The organism is Sanguibacter keddieii DSM 10542 (assembly GCF_000024925.1).
Classification (GTDB): Bacteria; Actinomycetota; Actinomycetes; order Actinomycetales; family Cellulomonadaceae; genus Sanguibacter; species Sanguibacter keddieii.
Map to the genome: position 1 here is coordinate 670,783 of NC_013521.1, position 21,315 is coordinate 692,097.

At 71.3% G+C, this 21,315-nt stretch carries 19 protein-coding genes; 11 read left to right on the top strand and 8 right to left on the bottom strand.

Going from position 1 to position 21,315, the window contains the following annotated elements; translation table 11 throughout:
• The first annotated feature begins 246 nt into the window (after nucleotides 1–246).
• The 7 genes from SKED_RS02890 to SKED_RS02920 all read left to right on the top strand — a co-directional run bounded on the left by SKED_RS02890 (nucleotide 247) and on the right by SKED_RS02920 (nucleotide 8,072).
• A complete protein-coding gene (locus SKED_RS02890; RefSeq protein WP_012865621.1) occupies nucleotides 247–1,770 on the top strand; it encodes an ABC transporter substrate-binding protein in 1,524 nt (507 codons plus the stop codon).
• A gap of 125 nt (nucleotides 1,771–1,895) precedes the next feature.
• A complete protein-coding gene (locus tag SKED_RS02895; RefSeq protein WP_245534602.1) occupies nucleotides 1,896–2,861 on the top strand; it encodes an ABC transporter permease in 966 nt (321 codons plus the stop codon).
• Nucleotides 2,858–3,778, top strand: coding sequence for an ABC transporter permease (locus SKED_RS02900; protein ID WP_012865623.1), 921 nt, complete (start codon nucleotides 2,858–2,860; stop codon nucleotides 3,776–3,778). The genes SKED_RS02895 and SKED_RS02900 overlap by 4 nt, the downstream gene beginning before the upstream one ends.
• The gene (locus SKED_RS02905) at nucleotides 3,775–4,572 is read left to right on the top strand and encodes an ABC transporter ATP-binding protein (RefSeq protein WP_012865624.1); all 798 of its coding nucleotides are present in this window, start codon (nucleotides 3,775–3,777) and stop codon (nucleotides 4,570–4,572) included. The genes SKED_RS02900 and SKED_RS02905 overlap by 4 nt, the downstream gene beginning before the upstream one ends.
• Complete coding sequence (locus tag SKED_RS02910; RefSeq protein WP_012865625.1) at nucleotides 4,569–5,390, top strand: ABC transporter ATP-binding protein; 822 nt, start codon at nucleotides 4,569–4,571, stop codon at nucleotides 5,388–5,390. The genes SKED_RS02905 and SKED_RS02910 overlap by 4 nt, the downstream gene beginning before the upstream one ends.
• 90 nt (nucleotides 5,391–5,480) lie before the next feature.
• A complete protein-coding gene (locus tag SKED_RS02915; protein WP_012865626.1) occupies nucleotides 5,481–6,731 on the top strand; it encodes a P-loop NTPase family protein in 1,251 nt (416 codons plus the stop codon).
• Between the two features lie 42 nt (nucleotides 6,732–6,773).
• Nucleotides 6,774–8,072: a GNAT family N-acetyltransferase gene (locus SKED_RS02920; protein WP_012865627.1), complete on the top strand. Its 1,299-nt coding sequence runs from the start codon at nucleotides 6,774–6,776 to the stop codon at nucleotides 8,070–8,072.
• A 51-nt stretch (nucleotides 8,073–8,123) separates the two neighbouring features.
• Here SKED_RS02920 and SKED_RS18830 read toward each other — a convergent pair whose 3' ends face one another.
• Nucleotides 8,124–8,765 carry a GntR family transcriptional regulator gene (locus SKED_RS18830; RefSeq protein ID WP_169310126.1) on the bottom strand — a complete coding sequence of 214 codons (642 nt, stop codon included), beginning with the start codon at nucleotides 8,763–8,765 and terminating at the stop codon, nucleotides 8,124–8,126.
• 259 nt (nucleotides 8,766–9,024) lie between these two features.
• On the opposite strand from SKED_RS18830, the gene SKED_RS02930 reads away from it, so the two are divergent.
• Together SKED_RS02930 and SKED_RS02935 are read left to right on the top strand one after the other, a co-directional pair.
• Entirely contained in the window at nucleotides 9,025–9,315 is a 291-nt protein-coding gene (locus tag SKED_RS02930; protein WP_012865629.1) for a hypothetical protein, read from the top strand.
• Nucleotides 9,316–9,359: 44 nt separating this feature from the next.
• Nucleotides 9,360–10,025, top strand: a complete 666-nt coding sequence (locus SKED_RS02935; protein ID WP_012865630.1) for a hypothetical protein — start codon at nucleotides 9,360–9,362, stop codon at nucleotides 10,023–10,025.
• A gap of 6 nt (nucleotides 10,026–10,031) precedes the next feature.
• On the opposite strand, the gene SKED_RS02940 is transcribed toward SKED_RS02935, so the two are convergent.
• The 3 genes from SKED_RS02940 to cds1 form a co-directional block, all read right to left on the bottom strand.
• Nucleotides 10,032–10,850, bottom strand: a complete 819-nt coding sequence (locus tag SKED_RS02940; protein WP_012865631.1) for an HAD hydrolase family protein — start codon at nucleotides 10,848–10,850, stop codon at nucleotides 10,032–10,034.
• The gene (locus SKED_RS18835; protein WP_012865632.1) at nucleotides 10,847–12,550 is read right to left on the bottom strand and encodes a SpoIIE family protein phosphatase; all 1,704 of its coding nucleotides are present in this window, start codon (nucleotides 12,548–12,550) and stop codon (nucleotides 10,847–10,849) included. Before SKED_RS18835 ends, SKED_RS02940 begins: the two co-directional genes overlap by 4 nt.
• Nucleotides 12,551–12,650: 100 nt before the next feature.
• The gene (gene cds1 / locus SKED_RS02950) at nucleotides 12,651–13,733 is read right to left on the bottom strand and encodes an L-cysteine desulfhydrase Cds1 (RefSeq protein ID WP_012865633.1); all 1,083 of its coding nucleotides are present in this window, start codon (nucleotides 13,731–13,733) and stop codon (nucleotides 12,651–12,653) included.
• Between the two features lie 242 nt (nucleotides 13,734–13,975).
• Between cds1 and SKED_RS02955 the strand changes: the two genes are divergently transcribed.
• Entirely contained in the window at nucleotides 13,976–14,920 is a 945-nt protein-coding gene (locus SKED_RS02955; protein ID WP_012865634.1) for a glycoside hydrolase family 26 protein, read from the top strand.
• 20 nt (nucleotides 14,921–14,940) lie between these two features.
• Here SKED_RS02955 and SKED_RS02960 read toward each other — a convergent pair whose 3' ends face one another.
• The 4 genes from SKED_RS02960 to SKED_RS02975 form a co-directional block, all read right to left on the bottom strand.
• Nucleotides 14,941–15,486, bottom strand: coding sequence for a hypothetical protein (locus SKED_RS02960; RefSeq protein WP_012865635.1), 546 nt, complete (start codon nucleotides 15,484–15,486; stop codon nucleotides 14,941–14,943).
• A gap of 125 nt (nucleotides 15,487–15,611) precedes the next feature.
• Nucleotides 15,612–17,282, bottom strand: coding sequence for a ribonuclease J (locus tag SKED_RS02965; RefSeq protein ID WP_012865636.1), 1,671 nt, complete (start codon nucleotides 17,280–17,282; stop codon nucleotides 15,612–15,614).
• Nucleotides 17,283–17,358: 76 nt separating this feature from the next.
• Nucleotides 17,359–18,993 carry a peptide chain release factor 3 gene (locus tag SKED_RS02970; RefSeq protein WP_012865637.1) on the bottom strand — a complete coding sequence of 545 codons (1,635 nt, stop codon included), beginning with the start codon at nucleotides 18,991–18,993 and terminating at the stop codon, nucleotides 17,359–17,361.
• Nucleotides 18,994–19,243: 250 nt separating this feature from the next.
• Entirely contained in the window at nucleotides 19,244–20,245 is a 1,002-nt protein-coding gene (locus SKED_RS02975; protein WP_012865638.1) for a TerC family protein, read from the bottom strand.
• A 333-nt stretch (nucleotides 20,246–20,578) separates the two neighbouring features.
• Between SKED_RS02975 and SKED_RS02980 the strand changes: the two genes are divergently transcribed.
• Nucleotides 20,579–21,265 (top strand): class II aldolase/adducin family protein, encoded by a 687-nt coding sequence (locus SKED_RS02980; RefSeq protein WP_012865639.1) that lies wholly within the window; start codon nucleotides 20,579–20,581, stop codon nucleotides 21,263–21,265.
• The last annotated feature ends 50 nt before the right edge of the window (nucleotides 21,266–21,315 follow it).

A 21,315-nucleotide genomic window follows, 5' to 3' on the forward strand; every position in this document is an offset into this window, starting at 1 on the left:
CACCACCCGCGCACCGCGCGGGACTCGCTGACCTCGACCAGGCCGCTCGACCCCTCGAGCCCCTCCGCACCCCGGCCCGTCGACCCGACGGACCCGGTCGTCGCACCTCCGCTCCCGCACCCCGGACGCCCGGGGCTGCCGAGGAGCACCCGCGCACCCCCTCACCCCTCACGTCCCGGTCGACGCCGGGAGCGTGCCATCCTCGCCCGAGCGGTCCACCGACCGTCCGGGCAGAACGGACCACCTGTGCGAATCCCCACCGCGGCCAAGGCCGCAGCGGCCCTGATCACCGCCTCCCTCGTCCTCACCGCGTGCTCCGCAGACGCCTCGGACACCGAGGCGGGCTCCGGCAGCACCTCGGCGACCGGGTTCTCCGACGAGATCGTCATCGGCTCGACCAACGAGCCCACCGGCCTGGTCCGCAACGTCGGCGGCAGCTCCGGCATCTCGCAGACCATGACGCGCAACGTCTACGAGGGCCTCACCTCGGTCGACGTGGACGGCACCGTGGTCCCCACGCTCGCCGAGTCCTGGGACGTGTCCGAGGACGGCCTCACCTACACCTTCCACCTGCAGCAGGGCGTCACCTTCCACGACGGCACGCCGTTCACCGCGGCCGACGTCGCGTGGAGCATCTCGGAGGCCATCGGCCCCGACTCCAAGAGCGCTCGCAAGAACGACCTCCTCGTCATCACCGACATCGCCCAGCCCGACGAGGAGACCGTGGAGCTCACGCTCTCGCGCCGCAGCCAGTCGCTGCTGTTCAACCTCGCGTCGGTCACCGTCGTCAAGGACGGCGACACGGAGCTCACCAGCGACAACGGCACGGGGCCGTACCGGTTCGTCGAGTGGACGCAGGGCGACCACCTCACCATCGAGCGCAACGCCGACTACTGGGGCGAGCAGCCCAAGAACGAGGGCGTGACCTTCCGGTTCTTCAAGGACACCACCGCGCTCAACAACGCGCTGCTCACCGGTGACCTCGACCTCGTCATCGCCGAGGACTCCCCGGACCAGCTCCTCCAGTTCGAGGGCAACGACGACTTCACCATCACCGAGGGCACCTCGACCACCAAGCAGCTGTGGGCCTTCAACGACCGCGAGGCTCCCTTCGACGACGTCCGCGTCCGCCAGGCGCTCTACAAGGCTCTCGACCGCGAGCGCATCCTCGACACCGTGTGGGATGGCTACGGCCAGGTCATCGGCTCGATGGTCCCCCCGACGGACCCGTGGTTCATCGAGAACCTGGCCGACGAGCACGCCTACGACCCCGCAGCCGCCGAGGCGCTCCTCGACGAGGCCGGCGTGTCCGACCTCGAGATCACGGTCGACTACGTGGCGGGCGAGCCGTCCGACACGATCGCGCAGCTCATCCAGACGGACCTCGCGGACGTGGGTGTCACGCTGACGCTCAACCCGATCGACGACGCGACCTGGTACCAGAAGATCTACACGGACCACGACTTCGAGACGACGATCATGGGTCACGTGAACCCGCGCGACGTCGTCTGGTACGCGAACCCGGACTTCTACTGGGGCTACGACAACGCGGACGTCCAGCAGTGGGTGGCTGACGCCGACGCGGCGACGTCCGAGGAGGAGCAGGTCGAGCTGCTCACGCAGGTCAACCAGACCATCGGCGAGGAGGCGGCCACGGCGTGGCTGTACCTCGACCCGCAGATCCGCGTGGCCCGCTCGGAGATCAGCGGCTTCCCGGTCGACCAGGTGACGGAGAGCTTCTACGTCGCCGACATCGTCCGCGCTGACTGACACGGACTGACCAGATCACCATGACGTCGTCCCTGCACCCTCCCGCGGTCGAGCAGCAGCCTGCCGCGCCACCGGCACGTGCACCCAGGCGCGCCCTCAGGGCGAGCGGACCGATGCTCCGGTACGTGGCGGTCCGCCTCGTGACCCTCGTCGTGTCGCTCGTGCTCGCGGCCGTCGTGGTGTTCGTCGTGCTGCGCCTCCTCCCGGGGGACAGCGCGGGCACGACGCTGGGTGTGGGGACGACGACGGACCAGCTGGACCAGCTGCGCAGCGAGCTGGGCACCGACCGGTCGGCGCTGACGCAGCTGGGCCAGTGGGCCGGGGCTCTCCTGTCGGGCGACCTCGGCACGTCCTTCGTGTCGAGGCTGCCGGTCGGCGAGCTCATCAGCAGCAAGCTCCCCATCACGGTGCCGCTGAGCCTGGCGGCCTTCGTGCTGTCGGTGCTCGTGTCGGTGCCGCTCGGCGTGATCGCCGCGGTCAGGCGCCGCGGCGTGATCGGCGTCGCGGTGTCGGCGGTCTCCCAGCTGGGGGTCGCGGTCCCGGTGTTCTGGGTGGGCGTGCTGCTCGTGTGGGTCTTCGCGCTGCGCCTCGGGGTGCTGCCGCCGGGCGGGTTCCCACGGCAGGGCTGGGACGACCCGGCCGCCGCGGTCCGGTCGCTCGTGCTGCCCGTGGTCACGGTGTCGATCGCGATGTCGTCGGTGATGGTCCGGTACGTGCGGTCGGCGACGCTCGACGTCCTCGACCAGGACTACATCAGGACGGCACGGTCGCTCGGCTATGGCCGGTGGCAGGCGCTCGCGCGGCACGGTCTGCGCAACGGCGCGGTTCCGGTGGTCGCGATCCTCGGCATCGAGCTCGCGACGTCGCTGCTCGGCGCGGTGGTCATCGAGAACGTGTTCGCCCTGCCGGGCCTGGGCACGCTGCTGCTCGACTCGGTCAACGGCCGGGACCTCCCCGTGGTCCAGGCGCTCGTCCTGGCGATCACGGCGGTGGTGCTCGTCGTCAACTTCTTCGTCGACCTGCTGCAGCGGGCCATCGACCCGCGCCTGCGGCACGGGTCGACGCTCGGCACGTCAGGAGGCTCGCGATGACCGACCAGCTGGACGCGCCCCGCGTCCCCGCAGGTGCTGACGCGGAGAAGAGCGAGACTGAGAAGGTCGAGGTCACCGCGCCGCGCCGCGCGTCGGCCCGCCGCCTGCGCAGCCCGTCCTTCGTCGCCGGTGCCTCGATGGTCTCCGTCGTGGTGCTCGTCGGCCTCGTGGCGTTCTTCTGGACCCCGTACACGATCGGCAGCCGGGGGACGGGCGAGCGTCTGGGCGGACCGAGCGCCGAGTTCTGGCTGGGCACGGACAAGCTCGGCCGGGACGTGCTGAGCCAGCTCATGGCGGGCGCCACCAACGCGGTGGTGGTCGCGGTGTGCTCCGTGGCGATCGCGGCCGCGATCGGGATCACGCTCGGCATCCTCGCGGCCTCGACCACCCGGTGGGTCGACGTCGCGGTCCTCAACGTCGTCGACCTCATGATCGCCTTCCCGACGCTGCTGCTCGCGATGCTCATCGTCACGGTGCGCGGTGCGTCGTTGTCGTCCGTCATCGCGGCGATCGGCATCTCGGGTGCGGCGGTGATCGCGCGGATCACGCGGGTCAACGCCTCGCGGGTGCTCCGCGAGGACTACGTGGTCGCCGCCGCCGCGTCGGGCACGGGGTGGTGGGGGACGGTCCGGCGGCACGTGCTGCCCAACGTCGCCCCGACGCTGCTCGTCCAGCTCATGCTGCTGGCCGGGGCCGCGATCCTCGCCGAGGCGTCGTTGTCCTACCTCGGGCTCGGCCCCCGACCGCCCTACGCGTCGTGGGGCCGGATGCTCAACGAGGCGCAGTCGACCATCACGGCGGCGCCGCTCGCCGCGATCCTGCCCGGCCTGCTCATCGCCTGGACGGTGCTGGGCCTCAACCTGCTCGGGGACGGCATCCGCGAGCGCAGCGACCCGAGCCTGCGAGGAGACCGATGACCGGCCTGGAGGTCCGCGACCTGACGGTGCGCACGTCGGGCGGACGCACACTGCTCGACTCCGTGAGCTGGGAGGTGCCCTTCGGCGGGCGTCTCGGCATCATCGGCGAGTCCGGGTCGGGCAAGTCGCTCACCGCCGCGGCGGTCCTCGGGCTGCTGCCCGAGGGCATGACGGCCACCGGCCAGGTGCTGCTCGACGGGCGTGACCTGCTGACGCTCGGCGAGCGCGCGATGCGCCGGGTCCGTGGGGCGCAGGTCGCGATGGTGTTCCAGGAGCCGCTCACCGCCCTCGACCCGCTGATGACGGTCGGGCGGCAGGTCGCGGGTCCGCTGCGCCTGCACCGCGGGGTGTCCCGCGCGAGGGCTCGCGAGCTCACGGCCGACCTGTTCCGGCTGGTGCGCCTCGACGACGCCGAGCGCATCCTCGGCTCGTACCCGTGGCAGCTGTCGGGAGGCCAGCGTCAGCGCGTCAGCCTCGCGATGGCCCTGGCCTGCGAGCCGCGCGTGCTGCTCGCCGACGAGCCGACCACCGCTCTCGACGTGACGGTCCAGGCCGAGATGCTCGACCTGCTCGACGACCTCATCGAGCGCACCGGGACGACGCTGGTGTTCGTCTCGCACGACCTGCCGGTCGTCGCCCGGGTCGCCCGCGACCTCGTGGTGATGCGCTCGGGGCAGGTGGTCGAGGCGTCGACCGTCGCGCAGGCCCTCGAGGCGCCCGCGCACCCGTACACCCGCCAGCTGCTCGCCGCCGCGCGCGCCGTCAGCCGGCTGCCTCAGGAGGACGAGCGATGAGCGAGGACACAGCGGCCGGCGAGAGCGACGGAGCAGGCACGACCTCGGGCGTCCCTCTCCTCGCGCTGCAGGGCGTCCGCCGGGAGTTCGGCGGTCGCGGTCGGACGACAACGGCCCTCGACGGCGTCGACATCGCCGTGCACGAGGGGCGCAGCGTCGGGATCGTGGGGGAGTCCGGGGCGGGGAAGTCGACGCTGCTGCGACTCATGCTCGGCCTGGACACCCCGACGTCGGGGCAGGTCACGTACCGCGGCCAGACCCTCGACCGCCGTGACCGGGCGCGGCTCAAGCGCTTCCGGCGTGAGGTGCAGGTCGTGTTCCAGGACCCGCGCTCGTCGCTGGACCCGCGCATGACCGTCGCGCAGATCGTCGCCGAGCCGCTGCAGTCGCTGCGCATCGGCGCCGACCAGCGCGAGCGTTCTGCGCGCGTCGACGAGGTGCTCGGCTGGGTGGGCCTCGACGCCGACGCGCGGCGCAAGTACCCGGCGCAGTTCTCGGGCGGGCAGCGCCAGCGCATCGCCATCGCGCGGGCCCTCGCCCCGTCGCCGAAGGTGCTCGTCGGCGACGAGCCGGTGAGCGCGCTCGACGTCTCGGTGCGCCAGCAGATCATGGAGCTGCTGGCCCGGCTGCGCGCCGAGCTGGGCCTCACCCTGGTGCTGGTCAGCCACGACGTGGCGATCGTCGGGCAGCTCTGCGAGGAGACCGTCGTGCTGCGCGGCGGTCGCGTCGAGGAGGCGGGCGAGACCCGTCAGGTGCTCACGCGACCGGCGTCGCCGTACACCCGCGCCCTGCTCGACGCGGTGCCGACGCTGGGGTGAGCGGTGCGGGGCGAGCAGGGTCGGTGGGAGCGCCATCGGCGTCGATGTTAAATTTAACAACGCTTCGTCGAGGATGTTAAGTTTAACAACGTGCGCACATCTCGTGACAATCCATTCCAACCTGGCTCCGACGTCGTCCCGGCCGTCTGGGCCGGTCGGACGGCGCACCTGAGCGACTGGCGTGACGTCCTGAGGCCGAGGCTCATCGACGGGCTCTTCGAGCGAGGACGCACGGTCCTCGGCGAGCCGGGGCTGGGCAAGTCGTCGCTCGTGCGTCGGATCGCTGACGACGCGGAGCGGGCCGGCGACTGGGTGACGCCACAGATTCGGATCGCACTCGGCTCGGACCCGATCAAGCGGCTCGCGACCGAGGCCCTCCGCCTCGCTGACAAGGCGGGCCTGTCTGCGGCTCGGGAGCACCGCGTGGGACGACTCCTCGAACGGGTCCAGTCGGTCGCGGTCAGCGGTGCGTCGCTCTCGCTCCGAGCGTCGGAAGGGCACGAGCCGCACACAGACCTGACTGACCTCTTGGTCGAGATCGGCCTCGCCGCGGTCGACCGGGGGAACGTGGTCCTCATCCACCTCGACGAGATCCAGAACATCACCGACGAGGTCGCGCTCTCGCAGGTGCTCATCGCCCTCGGCGACTCGATCACCCGGAAGGTCGAGGTGCGCGTCCCCTCGATCGGTACCGTCGAGCGTTCGCTGCCCATCGCGGTGTACCTGACGGGGTTGCCGGAGTTCGACGAGACGTCAGGGGCTCGGAAGGGTGCGACGTTCGCCCGTCGGTTCCGCACCACCGTCCTCGAGCCGATCGACGACGACGACCTGCGCAGTGCCCTGCGTCTGTTCGTCGTCTCCGGGTGGGGGGTCTCGGACGACGCCGGCGGCGTGGGTGTCGTCCGGATGGAGGAGGCTGCGACCGAGGCGATCATCGACCTCTGCCGCGGAGAGCCGTTCCTGTTCCAGCTGGTGGGCGAGCGGGCCTGGTATGCAGGGACTGGATCCGTGGTCACTCGCGGCGAGGTCCTCGACGGGTGGCGTCAGGCGCAGTCGGAGGCCGTCGCTCACGTCGAACGGATCCTCGACAGGTTGCCTGACCGAGAGCGTGACTTCGTCATGGCGATGGCCGAGCTGTCCCCGGGAGCACGGTCTTTGTCCGAGATCGCGGCCGCGGCCGGGTTCTCGAAGGCTGCCGACGCGGGGACCGCCTCGCAGCGCCTGGACCGTGTGCGCGGGATCATCAGCCGAGGGCGGCCCTACACGTTCCGCCACCGCGCGGTCGAGGCGTTCCTCACGAGCGACTGGCCGGACGGCACCGGGTCCTCGCGGACCCTCTGACGAGCCGGGCGCCGGTCGAGACCGGGCGATAGCATCGTCCGGGTGCCAGCACACTCCTTCACCCTCGACCACTTCCCCGCAGCAGCCGACGACCGCACCCGCGCGTGGACGCGCGCCGTGCGCCAGGCCTTCCTCGAGCCCGACCCGACGCCAGCCCGGCTGGAGTACCTCGTCGAGCAGACCGTGGCCGACGACGCGACGCTCGTGGCGGCGTACCCCGACGGCGAGGAGACCCTCGACGGTGAGCGGCGTCCGGTCGGGACCTGCACGACGATGGCCGGCACCATCAACCTCGGAGCCGGTCTGCTGCCCGCGACGCTCTTCACCTCGGCGACCGTCCGGCCCACCCACCGGCGCCGCGGCCTGCTGCGCCGCATGGTCGAGGACGCCCTCGTGCGGACGTCGGGTGCTGGGCACAGCATGGTGCTGCTCACCGCGACCGAGGGCAGCATCTACGAGCGCTTCGGCTTCGGCGCCGCCGTGTGGCGGTCGACCCTCACCGTCGACACCCGCGGCGGCCTCCCGCTGCGCTCGCGCGGCAGCGGTCAGGTGCAGCAGGTCGGCACGGAGTGGCTGGTCGGCCAAGCCCCGGCGGTCTTCGACAGGTTCCACGAGGGAGCCCTCGGGTCGGTGAGCCGCCGGGCCGCCTACACCGACCGCGTCGCCCGCGAGAACGACAGCGACCGGTTCGACCGCGCCGTCCGCGGGCTCGCGCACGTCGGCGACAGCGGCGAGGTGGACGGCTTCGCCTTCTACCGGTCCCTCGAGGGCACCGCCACCGTCGAGGTCCTCGACCTCGTCGCCGCCACGGACGACGCCTACCTGGCGCTGTGGTCGACCCTCGGTGGGCTCGACCTCGTCGACACGGTGACCTTCCCCCGCGCGTCGGCCGACGAGGTGCTGCGGCACGCCGTGTCCGACCCCCGCCGGGTGTCGACGACCCTGGTGCAGGACGAGCTGTGGGTGCGGGTGGTCGACCCCGCCGCCGCGCTCGCGCAGCGTGCCTACATGCCCGGCCTCGACGAGTCCCTCGTGCTGCGGGTCTACGACCCGCTCGGCCACGCCGCAGGCGACCTGCGGCTCCGCGTCGCGGACGGCGTCGCCGTGGTCGAGCCTGTCGTCGTAGACGGTGCCGAGAACCGGGCGGAGGACGGCCACGTCGACGAGGACTGGGACCTGTCTCTCGACGTGTCGACGCTCGGCACCCTGCTCGTGGGTGGCCTGTCGGCGACCCAGCTCGCCCGGTCGGCGCGGCTCGTCGCCCGCGACGGCGCAGCCCTCGCGCAGGCCGACCGGGTCTTCTCGATCGCCGACACCCTGCGGTTCTACTCGCACTTCTGAGGCGGTCAGGCTCCCTGCTCCCCTCCTGAGGGGCGTGCCGCCCTGTGCGTCTCAGAGGTCGTAGAAGTGCTCCAGGGCCAGCTCGGCCCGAACGCCGTCGAGGGTCCTCACGGCCTCGACCAGCTCGTCCATCGTCTGCGCGAGGTCGTCCAGGTCCAGGTCTGACGGCTGGAAGGACCGGGACGCGTGGAAGTGCGCCGCCTCGAGGACCGTCCGCGTCGCACCGGTGAGGACCGGGTTCGAGCAGGCGTCGAGGAACGCGTGGATGAGCAGCAGGTGCGACTGCGCGATCGTGGCCGTGTCGCCGCCCTCGAGCGCAGACCGTACGTCGAGCGCGTGCTCGACGATGCTGTCGGACCGGGCTTCGTCGAGCCCGGGGACCGTGATGCGGGCGACCCCGCCGAGCAGCGCCCCGATGGTCTGCGTGTACTCGACGAGCCGGCTCGGGTCGGGGGTCGCGACGCGGGTGTGGCTCTGGGCGCGGGTCTCGACGAGCCCCTCGTCGACGAGGTCGTGGATCGCCGCGCGGAGCGGCACCCGCGAGACCTCGAGCCACTCGACGAGCTCCTGGTCGTTGAGCCTCTCGCCCGGCCGGAGCGTCCCGTCGAGGATCGCCGTGCGCAGGGCTGCTGCCGCGCGCTCTCGTGACGAGAGGGGGCGCACGGTGCTCTTGCTGGCGGGAGGGACTGGCACGCGGGACCTCTCGGCTCGTCTCTGCTGGTCGTGGGGGCTCTCGCTCATGCTAACCGGCTCCGTCGAGGAGACCGGGGCCGGCCTCGCGGCAGGACGGCGGCAGCGTGCCCGGCCGTCGTCGGCACACCCGCCCAGGAGGACCAAGGTCCCCGGGATCAACTGGGATACTAAGTAGCCTAGTTGTGGTGGTCGCGACGACCACGGCGACGAGGTGCGGCGAGACGCGCCGACTCGCGCCGGAGGAGAGAGGACGCAGGGCATGGCTGTCTGCTCTCCCGACCGACGGCTGCCGAGGTGCGCAGCCGTCGCTGCCCTCGTCGGCGGGGTCGTCCTGGGTGCGCCAGCCGTCGCGGGAGCCTCGGTCCAGGTCACCCACCCGTCGCCGTGCGCGGCGTCTCGTGCCGCGTCGCACGCGACAGCCCCCGAGCCGGTGTCGGCGGTCCACGACTGCCCGACCGGGCTCCCGCACCCTGACCTCCTCGCCGTCGTCCTGCTGGTCGCCGCCGTCACGACCGCGGGAGCGGCCGTCGGCGTGCGTCGGCGCCTCTAGCGCGGGCGCGCGTCGTGCCCGGACCGCGTGCGAGGACGGAGGGGGTGCCCGTGCTGGACGGCCTTCCCGACAGCCTGCTCGTCGAAGAGCTCCGACGCGGGACCTGCGACGCCGGCCTCGTGCTGTGGAGACGCCACGTCGAGGACGCCCGGGCGGTGGCGACGTCGGTGGTCGACGACCCGGAGGTGGCCGAGACCGTCCTGCGGCGTGCCTTCGCGTCCCTGCTGGACGACGTCGCCGCGGGGACCGACGCGGTCTCGGGCTTCGCCGCTCACCTGCACACGAGCGTGCTCCTCGGTGCGCGCCTGCACCGGACCGACGAGCCGGAGGCCGCGATCCTGCGAGCGTTCAGGATGCTCGACCGGCTCGACCAGAGGGTGCTCTGGGCGGCGCTCGTGGACGGGGAGTCGCACGTGGGCATCGCCCTCGCCACCTCGACCTGGCCCGAGGACGTCGCCGTCCTCGTCGGACGTGCCGAGGTGCGGCTGCACACGGCGTGGCTCGACCAGCTTCGGCTGGACGAGCAGGCGAGCGACACCTGCTGGTGGGTGACGAGCCGGAGCGCTCTCCTGCGGCACGGGCTGCGCGGGCCTGCGGCCACCGAGCGGTACCTGCAGCACCTGCGCGGCTGCGAGGCCTGCGCCGCGTTCGCCGTCGACGACGAACGCTTCCCGCTCAACCTCCTGGACGTGCTGGTCCCTCGGCGGTAGCGGTGCTCAGCGCAGGCCGAGCTCGGCGAAGACGGCGGCCAGCCCGGCCTCGAGCGGCGGCGCGGCGACCAGGTCCGCGGCGTCGAGGACGCGCTGGTGCGAGCCCTCGATGGCGACGGCCGTGTCCGCCAGCTCGAGCATCTCGACGTCGTTGATGCCGTCTCCGAAGGCGACGATCTCGTCGTCGTGCGCCCCGAGGTGGTCGACGACGGCCCGGATGCCGACGGCCTTGTGCACGTCGAGGAGGTGGATCTCGCCGCTGTGGTCGTCGGCGTGCGCGAGGGAGGTGGGGACGTGTCCCAGGCCCGGACCGACCGCGTCGAGGACCTCCGCCGCCGTCCACGCCGACTCGAGGTAGGTCGCCTTCGCGAAGGACGTCTGCGACAGGTCGGCGCGAGCCTCGACCATGTCCAGGAAGTCGACGGTCCCGTCCGGGCCGCCGGGGGCGGTGAGCAGGGCGCGGAGCCGGTCGGGGACGCCGGGGTGGGCGTACACGCCGTCGGGTGCCTCGAGGATGTACGCCGCCCCGCTGCTGTCGAGGGCGCTGCGCACCCGCACGGCGAGGTCCTCGGGGATGCGGCGGTCGACGAGCACGGTGCCCCCGACCTCCACGTAGCAGCCCGCGGAGGCCACGATCCCGTCGAAGCCGATGTCGAGGATGCCCCGCGGGAGCATCCCGGCCGACCGTCCGGTGCACAGCAGCACCCGGTGCCCGGCGGCACGGGCGGCGACCACCGCCGCCTCGTGGGCTGCGGGCACCGCACCGTGGTGGGCGTAGGTGCCGTCGATGTCGACGAACACGAGCCTGCGGTCGGAGCGGCTCATCGGGCGTCACCTGCGGGCAGCACGCGCACCAGGACGAGCGCGACGTCGTCCGTGGGGGTCGGCGCGAGAGACGACAGGACGTGCTCGGCGAGGTCGACGATCGTGCGTGCGTGCCCGTCTGCCAGGGCATCGGTGAGCTGCGCGAGGCCCGTCGAGAGGATCTCGCCCCGACGTTCGACGAGACCGTCGGTGTAGAGCACGAGGGTGTCACCCTCGTGCAGGAGCTCCTCGTGCTCTCGGCGGTCGAAGCCCTGGGTGATGCCCAGCGGGATGTCGTTGGTCCGGCGCAGCAGCTCGACGCTGCCGTCCGCACGGACGACCGCAGGGTAGGGGTGCGCCGCGTTCGACCACCGCAGGGTGCGCGAGGTGCCGGTCGAGCCGGGCGCGGGCTCCTCGATCTGCGCCACGACCGCGGTCGCGGTGCTGTGGTTCCCCAGGTCGAGGCCCGCGATGGCGGTGTCCGCCCGCTCGAAGATCCGCGCCGGGCTCTGCTCGCTGTCGAAGGCGATCGCGCGGACGAGGCCGCGGAGCTGACCCATCGCTGCCGCGGCGACGTGGTCGTGCCCGGTCACGTCACCGACCACCAGGGTGGTGCACCCGTTCTTGGTGAGGAACGAGTCGTACCAGTCCCCACCGATCTGCAGGTCCTCGCGGGACGGCTGGTACCACGCCATGAGGTCGAGACCGCAGGGCTGGACGGGCGGCGTGAGCATCGACTGCTGCAGCGCGATCGAGGTCTCTCGTGACTGGCGCTCGGTCGCCTCGATGAGCGCGGTGCGCGCGTCACGGGCGTCGAGGACGGCTCGCTGCGCGCTGACCGCCTGGAGCGCGCCCGAGAGCGCAGAGGCGATGAGCTCGACGAAGGAGACGAGAGAGGAGTCGACCGGGCGCATCGGGGACCCCTCGGCCACGAGCAGCCCGACCATGGAGCCGTGGTCGTCGACGACCAGCGGCACGGCGACGTCGTGCCCGACGAACTGCGTGCGTCCCTCGCGCAGCACGGCGGCGTAGAGGCCCTCCGGGTCCGTCAGGTCGAGGCCGACGTCGCTGCCGGGGACCGCGACCAGCTGCCCGTCGGACTCGAGCATGATCGCGCTCCGGCTCAGGTCGACGCTCTCGGCCAGGACCTCCAGGGCGAGGCCCATGCGGTCGACACCGTCGCCCCTGCTGGTCTGCATCTGGCTGTGCAGGTCGTCGAGGGTGGAGAGCCTGCGCACGGAGACCACCTGGTCGGTGATCTCCGCGGAGATGTCCATGACGCCGACCACCTGACCGGTGGAGTCGACGAGCGGGCTGCACGAGAAGGTGAAGTAGGTCTCCTCGTCGAAGCCCGACCGGTTCATGACGATCTTGTGCTCCGCGCCGCCCACGGGGGCGACGGTCGAGAAGACCATCCCGAACATGGTCTCGACGTCGTCCCAGATCTCGGTCCAGACCTCGCGGATGGGCTTGCCCATCGCGTGCTGGCGCTTGTTCGGCCCGAGGATCTGCGCGTAGCCGTCGTTGTAGATCATGGTCATCTCCGGGCCCCAGGCGATCATCACCGGGAACTGCGTGCTGAAGCACAGCCGGACGGACTGCCGCAGCGTCTCGTCCCAGGTGGACGGGTCCCCCAGCGGGGTCTCGTGCCAGGGGAAGGCCATCGCCTCACGGCCGGACTGGCTGCTGTGGGCGGTGTGGGAGAACCACTCAGAGATCACCCGGGGAGGATACAGGCGGCTCCTGACAGGCGCCGGGCCAGCGCCGGGCGGGCGCGGTGCCAGCGCGTGGCCGGCGTCGGTCCGGCAGCGCCTCGGCAGGTCAGGCCTCTGACCACTCCCCGGTCGTGAGGAACTGCTCCATGCGCTCCAGGTGCGGGGCCACGTCGAAGCCCTGCGCGGCGACCCAGGCGTCGTCGTAGTAGGTGCTCGCGTAGCGTGCGCCGCCGTCGCACAGCAGGGTGACGACGCTGCCCTGCTCGCCGGCGGCGAGCATCTGGGCGACGAGCTGGAAGGCGCCCACGAGGTTGGTGCCCGTCGAGCCGCCCGCCCAGTGCATGGTGCGCTCCTGGAGCAGCCGGATCGCCGCGAGCGACGCGGCGTCGGGCACCGGGATCATCTCGTCGACGAGCTCGGGCACGAAGGACGGCTCGACCCGTGGCCGGCCGATCCCCTCGATGCGGCTCGAGAGGCCGGTGGTGTACGAGAGGTCGCCGGTGCTCCACCCGCCGTAGAAGGCCGACCCCTCGGGGTCCACCACGGCGATGCGCGTGGGGTGGCGCCGGTAGCGGACGTAGCGGCCGAAGGTCGCGCTCGTGCCGCCGGTGCCTGCGCCGACCACCACCCAGGACGGCACCGGGTGCCGCTCGGCCGAGAGCTGGGCGAAGGTGCTCTCCGCGATGTTGTTGTTGCTGCGCCAGTCCGTGGCGCGCTCGGCCAGCGTGAACTGGTCGAGGTAGTACCCGCCAGACTCCCGCGCCAGGCGCTCGGCCTCGTCGTACATGCACGCCGGGTCGTCGACCAGGTGGCAGCGGCCGCCGTAGAACTCGATGCGCTGGATCTTCTCGGCGCTCGTCCCGCGCGGGATGACCGCCACGAGGTCGAGGCCCAGCATCCGCGCGAAGTACGCCTCGGACACGGCCGTCGAGCCGCTGGACGCCTCGACGAGGGTCGTGCCCTCATGGATCCGACCGTTCACCAGACCGTAGAGGATCAGCGAGCGCGCCAGCCGGTGCTTGAGCGAGCCCGTCGGGTGCATCGACTCGTCCTTGAGGTACAGGTCGATGCCCCACTCGGCCGGCAGCGGGAACACCAGCAGGTGGGTGTCCGCGCTCCGCGTCGCGTCCGCCTCGAGCAGCCGCACCGCCTCGCTGCTCCACCTGCGTGCGCTGTCGTCGCCTGTCACCGTCTGTGCCTCCTGCTGCCTGCGCTGCCCGTCGGTCGTGCCGCACCTATCCTCACACCTCCGCGGTGGCTCGTGGCGCGGCTAGGCTGGCGGTCCGCGCCAGAGCTCCCTGGTGCGTCGCCCGGGGACCTGACCGCGAGGCGTCCTCTCGGGGGACCTGTCGGTCACCCGCACGCACACCTGGTGGTCCGATGGCGCCTCGATCCTCCCGTCCCCGCCGGGCGTCGGCTGGTGCTGCAGGCGTGCTGACGGTGCTCCTGGTCGCGGGCTGTGCGTCGCCCGTTGCTGGGGGACCCGACGCGAGCCGGACCTCGGTCCCACCGGGCGCCGCAGCGCACGGGGCTCCCACGTCCTTCGACGCCCCGCTCGTCCCTGAGACCGGCGTGTACCTCGGCATGTACTACGGCGACGGGACCCAGGACGAGACCGACGACGCGGTCGGCCGCGTCCCGCAGCTGCACCTCACCTACGTCGGCTGGGAGGACCCCTGGACGACCGACGCCGTCCTCGCCGAGGACGTCGAGCGCGGTCAGCTGTCGCTGGTCAACTGGGAGCCCTTCGGTGTCGACCTCCAGGACGTCGTCGACGGCCGGTACGACGACCTGCTCGCCCGACGGGCGGACGAGGCCGCCGGGCTCACCCAGCCGGCCTTCCTCGACCTCGCCGCCGAGATGAACGAAGAAGAAGGGTGGGGCGGCCACGACCCCGGGCTCTACGTCGCCGCCTACCGTCACGTGCACGACGCCTTCGACGGGAAGGACGGCGGGAACGTCGTCTGGGTGTGGGCGCCGAACAACGTCGACAGCGCCGGGGCGCCCCCGGCCCTGGACTACTACCCGGGCGACGACTACGTCGACTGGACCGGGATCGACGGCTACAACTGGGGGACCTCCGACCCGGACTTCGAGTGGCAGGGTTTCGAGGAGGTCTTCCGCGACATGTATGACGACCTCCGCACGCTCGGCAAGCCGATCATCGTCGGCGAGACCGCGTCGGCAGAGGAGGGCGGCAGCAAGGCGGCATGGGTGGAGGGGATCGTCCCGACCCTGCGGGACGAGTTCCCCGACATCCGCGCACTGGTGTGGTTCGACGTCGACAAGGAGCGCGACTGGAGGGTCCGCTCGTCGGAGGACTCGCTCGCGGCGGTGCGGGAGCTGGCCGCCGACGAGCTCTTCCAGACCTCCTGACACGCAGGTGCTGGTGAGCGTCAGAGACGGACCGGGGGGAGCGGCTCGACGTCGTGCTCGCGCGGCCCGGACACGAGCGCCCCGCGGTCTCGAAGATGCGGGAGGGCGTCTGCCAGGGAGCCACCGAGCCGGTGCAGGGAGTCGAGGCCGCGCGACTCCCAGACGGGGAGCTCGCCGTCGGCACCGCGCGACCCGGTGTCCCAGAGGAGAGCGTCACCGTTCTCGCTCCACCCGAAGACGCAGAGGTCCGCCACGAGCGACCAGCTGCCGTCCGGCTCCACCATCCAGTCGAAGTCCTCGCGCTGACCGTCGGCGTAGGCCTCGACGACCCGCCGCGTGAGCACCGAGGCCCGCCCCTGCCAGCTGTCGGCGAACCCCGGCAGCAGCGGCGGGTAGACGAGCCAGAGCCCGAAGGTCCGACCCCACCCGGCGTGGCGCACCATCTCGCGGTAGGACGGTGGGAAGCCACCCCCGTCAGGGAAGCGGTACGCGTCGAGCAGGTCGAGGTCGACGTGCTCGAGGGTGGGCTCTCCGAGGCACCGGAGCTCGCTGAGAGGGCTGGCCATGTCGGAAAGGTACTGCACGGAGGTCTCAGGACGACGCGAGGGCGCCGACCGGACCTCTCGGACCGGGCGGCGCCCTCGGTGCGTGCGTACCGTCAGACGGTACGGTTCATCGCTGCTGGATCAGCTCACGCGTCGACGACGATGGCGTTGACGAGCGGCTCGCGGCGGTACTTGCGCTGGAGCCAGCGGGCGACGGACTTGGCGATGGTCGCCTCGAGGCGGTCGATGTCGCCGACGTCCTTCTTGGGGATCTGCGCGAGGGCCTTCTCGATCTCGACGACCGCGTCGTCGAAGGTGTGGCCGTCGTGCACGAACCCGCGGGTGATGAACTCGGGGGTCTCGGCGAGGACGCCGAGGTCGAGGTCGACGAGGGCGAGGACGGTGACGATGCCCTTGGAGCCGAGTGCACGGCGCTCGGCGAGGGTGTCCTCGGTCGCGGTGCCGACGGTCTGGCCGTCGACGTACACGTAGCCGGCGGGGACCTTGCCGACGATCGACAGCTTGCCCTTGACGAGGTCGACGACCGTGCCGTCCTGGGCGATGACGACGTTGTTCGACGGCACGCCCGTCTTCTCCGCCAGCGCGCCGTTGGCACGCAGGTGCTTGGACTCGCCGTGGATCGGCATGACGTTGCGCGGCTTGACGATGTTGTAGCAGTACACGAGCTCGCCGGCCGAGGCGTGGCCGGACACGTGCACCTTCGCGTTGCCCTTGTGCACGATGGTCGCGCCGAGGTCGGTGAGCGAGTTGATGACGCGGTAGATCGCGTTCTCGTTGCCCGGGATGAGCGAGCTGGCGAGGAGGACGGTGTCGCCCTCGCCGACCTTGATGACGTGCTCGCTCTTGGCCATGCGCGACAGCGCAGCCATCGGCTCGCCCTGCGAGCCGGTGCACACGAGGCAGATCTTCTCGGGCGGCATCGACTCGAGCTTCTTGAGGTCGACGACCAGGCCGCGGGGGATCTTGAGGTAGCCGAGCTCCTCCGCGATCCCCATGTTGCGGACCATCGAGCGGCCGACGAACGCGACCTTGCGGCCGGCCTCGTGCGCCGAGTCGAGGATCTGCTGGATGCGGTGCACGTGGCTCGCGAAGCTCGACACGATGACGCGGCGCGGGGCCGTGCGGAACACCTGCTCGATGGCGGGGACGAGGTCCTGCTCCGACATCGTGAAGCCGGGGACCTCGGCGTTGGTCGAGTCGGTCATGAACAGGTCCACGCCCTCCTCGCCCAGGCGGGCGAAGTGGTTGAGGTCCGTGATGCGCGAGTCGAGGGGGAACTGGTCCATCTTGAAGTCACCGGTGTTGATGACCAGGCCCGCACGCGTGCGGATTGCGACGGCGAGGGCGTCGGGGATGGAGTGGTTGACCGCGATGAACTCGAGGTCGAAGGGGCCCTGCTTGGAGGAGCCGCCGGCCTCGACCTCGATGGTGCGCGGGCGGATGCGGTGCTCCTTGAGCTTCGCCGAGATGAAGGCGAGCGTCAGCTTGGACCCGATGACGGGGATGTCCGCGCGCTCCTTGAGCAGGTACGGGACACCACCGATGTGGTCCTCGTGGCCGTGGGTGAGGACGATCGCGACGACGTCCTTGAGGCGGTCGCGGATCCAGGTGAACTCGGGGAGGATCACGTCGATGCCGGGCTGGTGCTCCTCGGGGAAGAGGACGCCGCAGTCGACGATGAGCAGCTTGCCCTCGTGCTCGAACACGGTCATGTTGCGGCCGACCTCGCCGAGGCCGCCGAGCGGCACGATGCGCAGGCCACCGCGGGGGAGCGCGGGGGGCGCTGAGAGGTTCATGCTGGTTGCTGTGATCACTGTGTGCCTTCGTGGTGTGGGGCGACCCGTCGCCGGGCCCTGGGGTGCTGCTACGAGATCAGGTGGCCACGAGCGGTTCGAGGACCGCGTCAGGGAGCCGGTTGCGGACTGACGTCACGCGCCAGCGGTCGGGGAACAGGGCGAGCAGCTCGCCGTCCTCGCGCTGGAGGACCTCGACGCCCAGCTGGGCGTCGAGGGTCGAGACCCACTCCTGCGTCGTGCGCAGGGCGATCTCGTACGGCAGCCGGTCGAGGGTGACCGGTGCGTTGAACTCTGTGGCCATGCGGTGCTCGGCGACCTCGAACTGCATGGGTCCGACCGCGGCGAGCACGGGGGCCTGGTCTCCGCGGAGGTCCGAGCGGAGGACCTGGACGACGCCCTCGGCGCCGAGCTGCATGACACCGCGCTGGAACTGCTTGTAGCGCGAGACGTCCTTGGCGCGCATCACCGCGAAGTGCTCGGGCGCGAAGGTCGGCAGGGCCGGGTACTCGACGGGCTTGTCGAGGTACAGCGTGTCGCCCACGCGCAGGTTCGCCGCGTTGACGAGGCCGACGACGTCGCCCGGGTAGGCCTCGTCGACGACGGTGCGCTCACGGCCGAACACCTGCTGCGCGTACTTGGTCGCGAAGGGGCGGCCCGTGCGGGTCGAGGTGACGACCATGCCGCGCTCGAAGACGCCCGAGCAGATGCGCGCGAAGGCGAGGCGGTCGCGGTGCGCGGTGTCCATGCCGGCCTGCATCTTGAAGACGAAGGCGCTGAAGGGAGCCTCGACCGGGCGGGTGTCGCCGGCGACGGTCTCGCGCGGCGAGGGGGAGGGTGCCACGTCGACGAGGACGTCGAGCAGCGCGTGCACGCCGAAGTTCTGCACGGCCGAGCCGAAGAGCACCGGGGTGGTCTCGCCGCCGAGGAAGGAGTCGAGGTCGTGGTCGGCGCCCGACGCCTCGAGGAGCTCGGCCTCCTCGACCGCGGTGGTCCACGCGTCGCCCTCGCGCTCGAGCGCGGCGTCGGGGCCCATGTGCTCCTCGGGGGCGATGGTCGTGCCGCCCGCGGTGCGCGTGAAGCGGGTGTACTCGCCGGTGCGGCGGTCGAGGACGCCGCGGAAGTCGCCACCGACGCCGACGGGCCAGGTGAGCGGGGTCGGCACGAGGCCGGTGCGCTCCTGGATCTCGTCCATGAGCTCGAGGGCGTCCTTGCCCGGGCGGTCCCACTTGTTGATGACGGTGATGAGGGGGATGCCGCGGTGCTTGCAGACCGCGAAGAGCTTCATGGTCTGGACCTCGAGGCCCTTGGCGGCGTCGACGAGCATGACGGCCGCGTCGACCGCGGAGAGCACGCGGTAGGTGTCCTCGGAGAAGTCGGCGTGGCCGGGGGTGTCGACGAGGTTGATGACCGCGTCGCGGTAGGTGAACTGGAGCGACGCGGAGGTGATGGAGATGCCTCGGGCCTGCTCCATGTCCATCCAGTCGGACACGGTGCGCTTGCCGCCGGCCTTGCCGTCGGCACGGCCGGCCTCGCGGATCGCCTTGGCGTGCAGCGCGAGCGCCTCGGTGAGCGTCGACTTCCCGGCGTCGGGGTGGCTGATGACGGCGAAGGAGCGTCGGCGGCGAGCCTCGGTGAGGACGGCTGCGCTGTCGCGTGACGAGGTGGTGCCGCTCTCGGCGAGAGCGGGGCTTTCGGGGGCTGCCTGAGGCACTGAGACTTCCTGCACGTTGACCGACGAGTGACTAGGGAGATAACCGGTGAGGGGCCGCCGTCGGGGCGTCCTGCGCACACCTGCTGGGCCTAGTATCTTCGCGTCCACACTATCACCGCGGCGCGTCCCACGGTCCGGTGCGCTGCGGGTGCCGAGACGCGACAGAGGTGGCCTCGCAGAGTGCCCTGTCAGTCGAGGTCGTCGGAGGGCGCCGTGGGCGCCCGGTGTGCACCGGGCGCCCACGCTCGTCCTACTTCTCGGCGCCGACCTCGGCCGCCGCTCGACGGTCGGAGCGGTCCTTGGCGAGGCTCGCGACGGTGGTGACCGCCAGGGTCACGAGGATGAACCCGAGGGACAGTGCTGTCGGGATCTCGGGGATCACGGTGATGTGCTCGCCGCCGTTGATGAACGGCACCTCGTTCTTGTGGAGGGCGTGGATGAGGAGCTTGGCGCCGATGAACCCGAGGATCGCGGCGAGCCCGTACGCGAGGTACACGAGGCGGTCGAGCAGGCCGTCGATGAGGAAGTACAGCTGGCGCAGGCCGAGCAGCGAGAACGCGTTGGCGGCGAACACGAGGTATGTCTCCTGCGTGAGCCCGAAGATCGCGGGGACGGAGTCCACGGCGAACAGCAGGTCCGCGCTGCCGATGGCGATCATCACGATGAGCATCGGGGTGATGTAGCGGCGGCCGTCGATCTTGGTGGTGAGCTTGTCGCCGACGTAGGTGTCGGTCGTCGGGAAGATGCGTCGGACGAGACGCAGGAGGCCGTTCTCGGAGAACTCCTTGGTCTCCTCGGAGGCGTGCTTCACCTGAGCCCACGCGGTGTAGACGAGGAACGCGCCGAAGATGTAGAAGACCCAGCTGAAGTTCTCGATCATCGCGGCGCCCGCGAAGATGAACGCGGTGCGCAGCACGAGCGCGATCGTGATGCCGATGAGCAGGACCTTCTGCTGCATGATCGGCGGCACGCGGAACGCGGAGATGATGAGGACGAACACGAAGAGGTTGTCGATCGACAGGCTCTTCTCGGTGACGTACCCGGCGAAGTACTCACCGCCGTAGGTGCCGCCCCAGACCCACCAGACGATGAGCCCGAACACGACGGCGACGCCGACGTAGGCGGCGGACCACCAGGCGGCCTCGCGGATGGTGGGGGCGTGCGGTGTGCGCACGTGGCCGACGTAGTCGACGGCGAGCATCGCGACGATCACGCCGACGGTGACGAGCCAGATCCAGAGGGGGACGTCCATGGGGGGCCTCTCGGTACGTGTGCCTGAGCGGGCACGACGGGGTACCGAAGGTCTCTTCCGCCGCGTGCCGTCCCGGACCCCGAGATCGGGTCCGTGCAGGTCACGTGACCGGTGGCGCCGGGTCGGCATCTGCACCGGCCGTGTTGACGACGTCACCGCGAGGGAATACTCCCCTTCACGATGGCTCACTGTACCGACGGGGTGTCACATCCGCCCGTCAGACGTGTGGAGAGATCGCGAAGACCGTCCGCGGCGGGACGTTCGTCCCTGGACCGCGCGGATCTGGCTGGGAAGATCGAGGTGTTGAATCGATTCACTACGAGAGGCCGGACGATGACGACCGTGGCACCAGCGAACCCCCGGACGGACAGCCGCGCGAGCCGCGCGGTGCGGGAGGAGATCCTCTACTGCTGCCGCGAGTCGGTCCGCGTCGGCCTGAACTTCAACACCCAGGGCAACATCAGCGTGCGGCTCCCGGGCACGCACGACGGCGCCGACGCCATCGTCATCACGCCCTCCGACGTCCGGTACGACGCGATGAGCGTCGACGACATGGTGGTCGTGGGGCTCGACGGCACCGTCCTCGAGGGAGACCTGCTCCCGTCGACGGAGCTCCCGGTGCACCTCGAGCACTACCTGCGCCGCCCCGACGTGCAGGCGATCGTCCACACGGAGTCCACCTTCGTCAACGTCCTCGGTGCGCTCGGCCGGAGGATCGACCCCGTGCTGCTCAACATGGTGCTCTACGCCAAGGGGCCGGTCGAGACCATGCCCTTCGAGTTCTCGACCAACGCCGACTTCGGGCGCCGCAGCGCCGAGCTCATGGGCGACGCGGTGAACGCCGTCGTGTGGGGCAACCACGGGCTGCTGGCGGTCGGGACCTCCCTCAAGCTCGCGTTCAAGGTGGCCGTGGCCGTCGAGGAGAACGCCGAGGTCCTGCTCCGGGCGAGCGCTGCGGGGACGCCGAACGTGCTCGTCTACGACGACATCGACGTGCCGGAGGGGGCTCGCCTGCCCTGACGCAGGGGGCGGTCCAGAGTCTGGATGCTGGCTGGGATCCGCTACTTCTC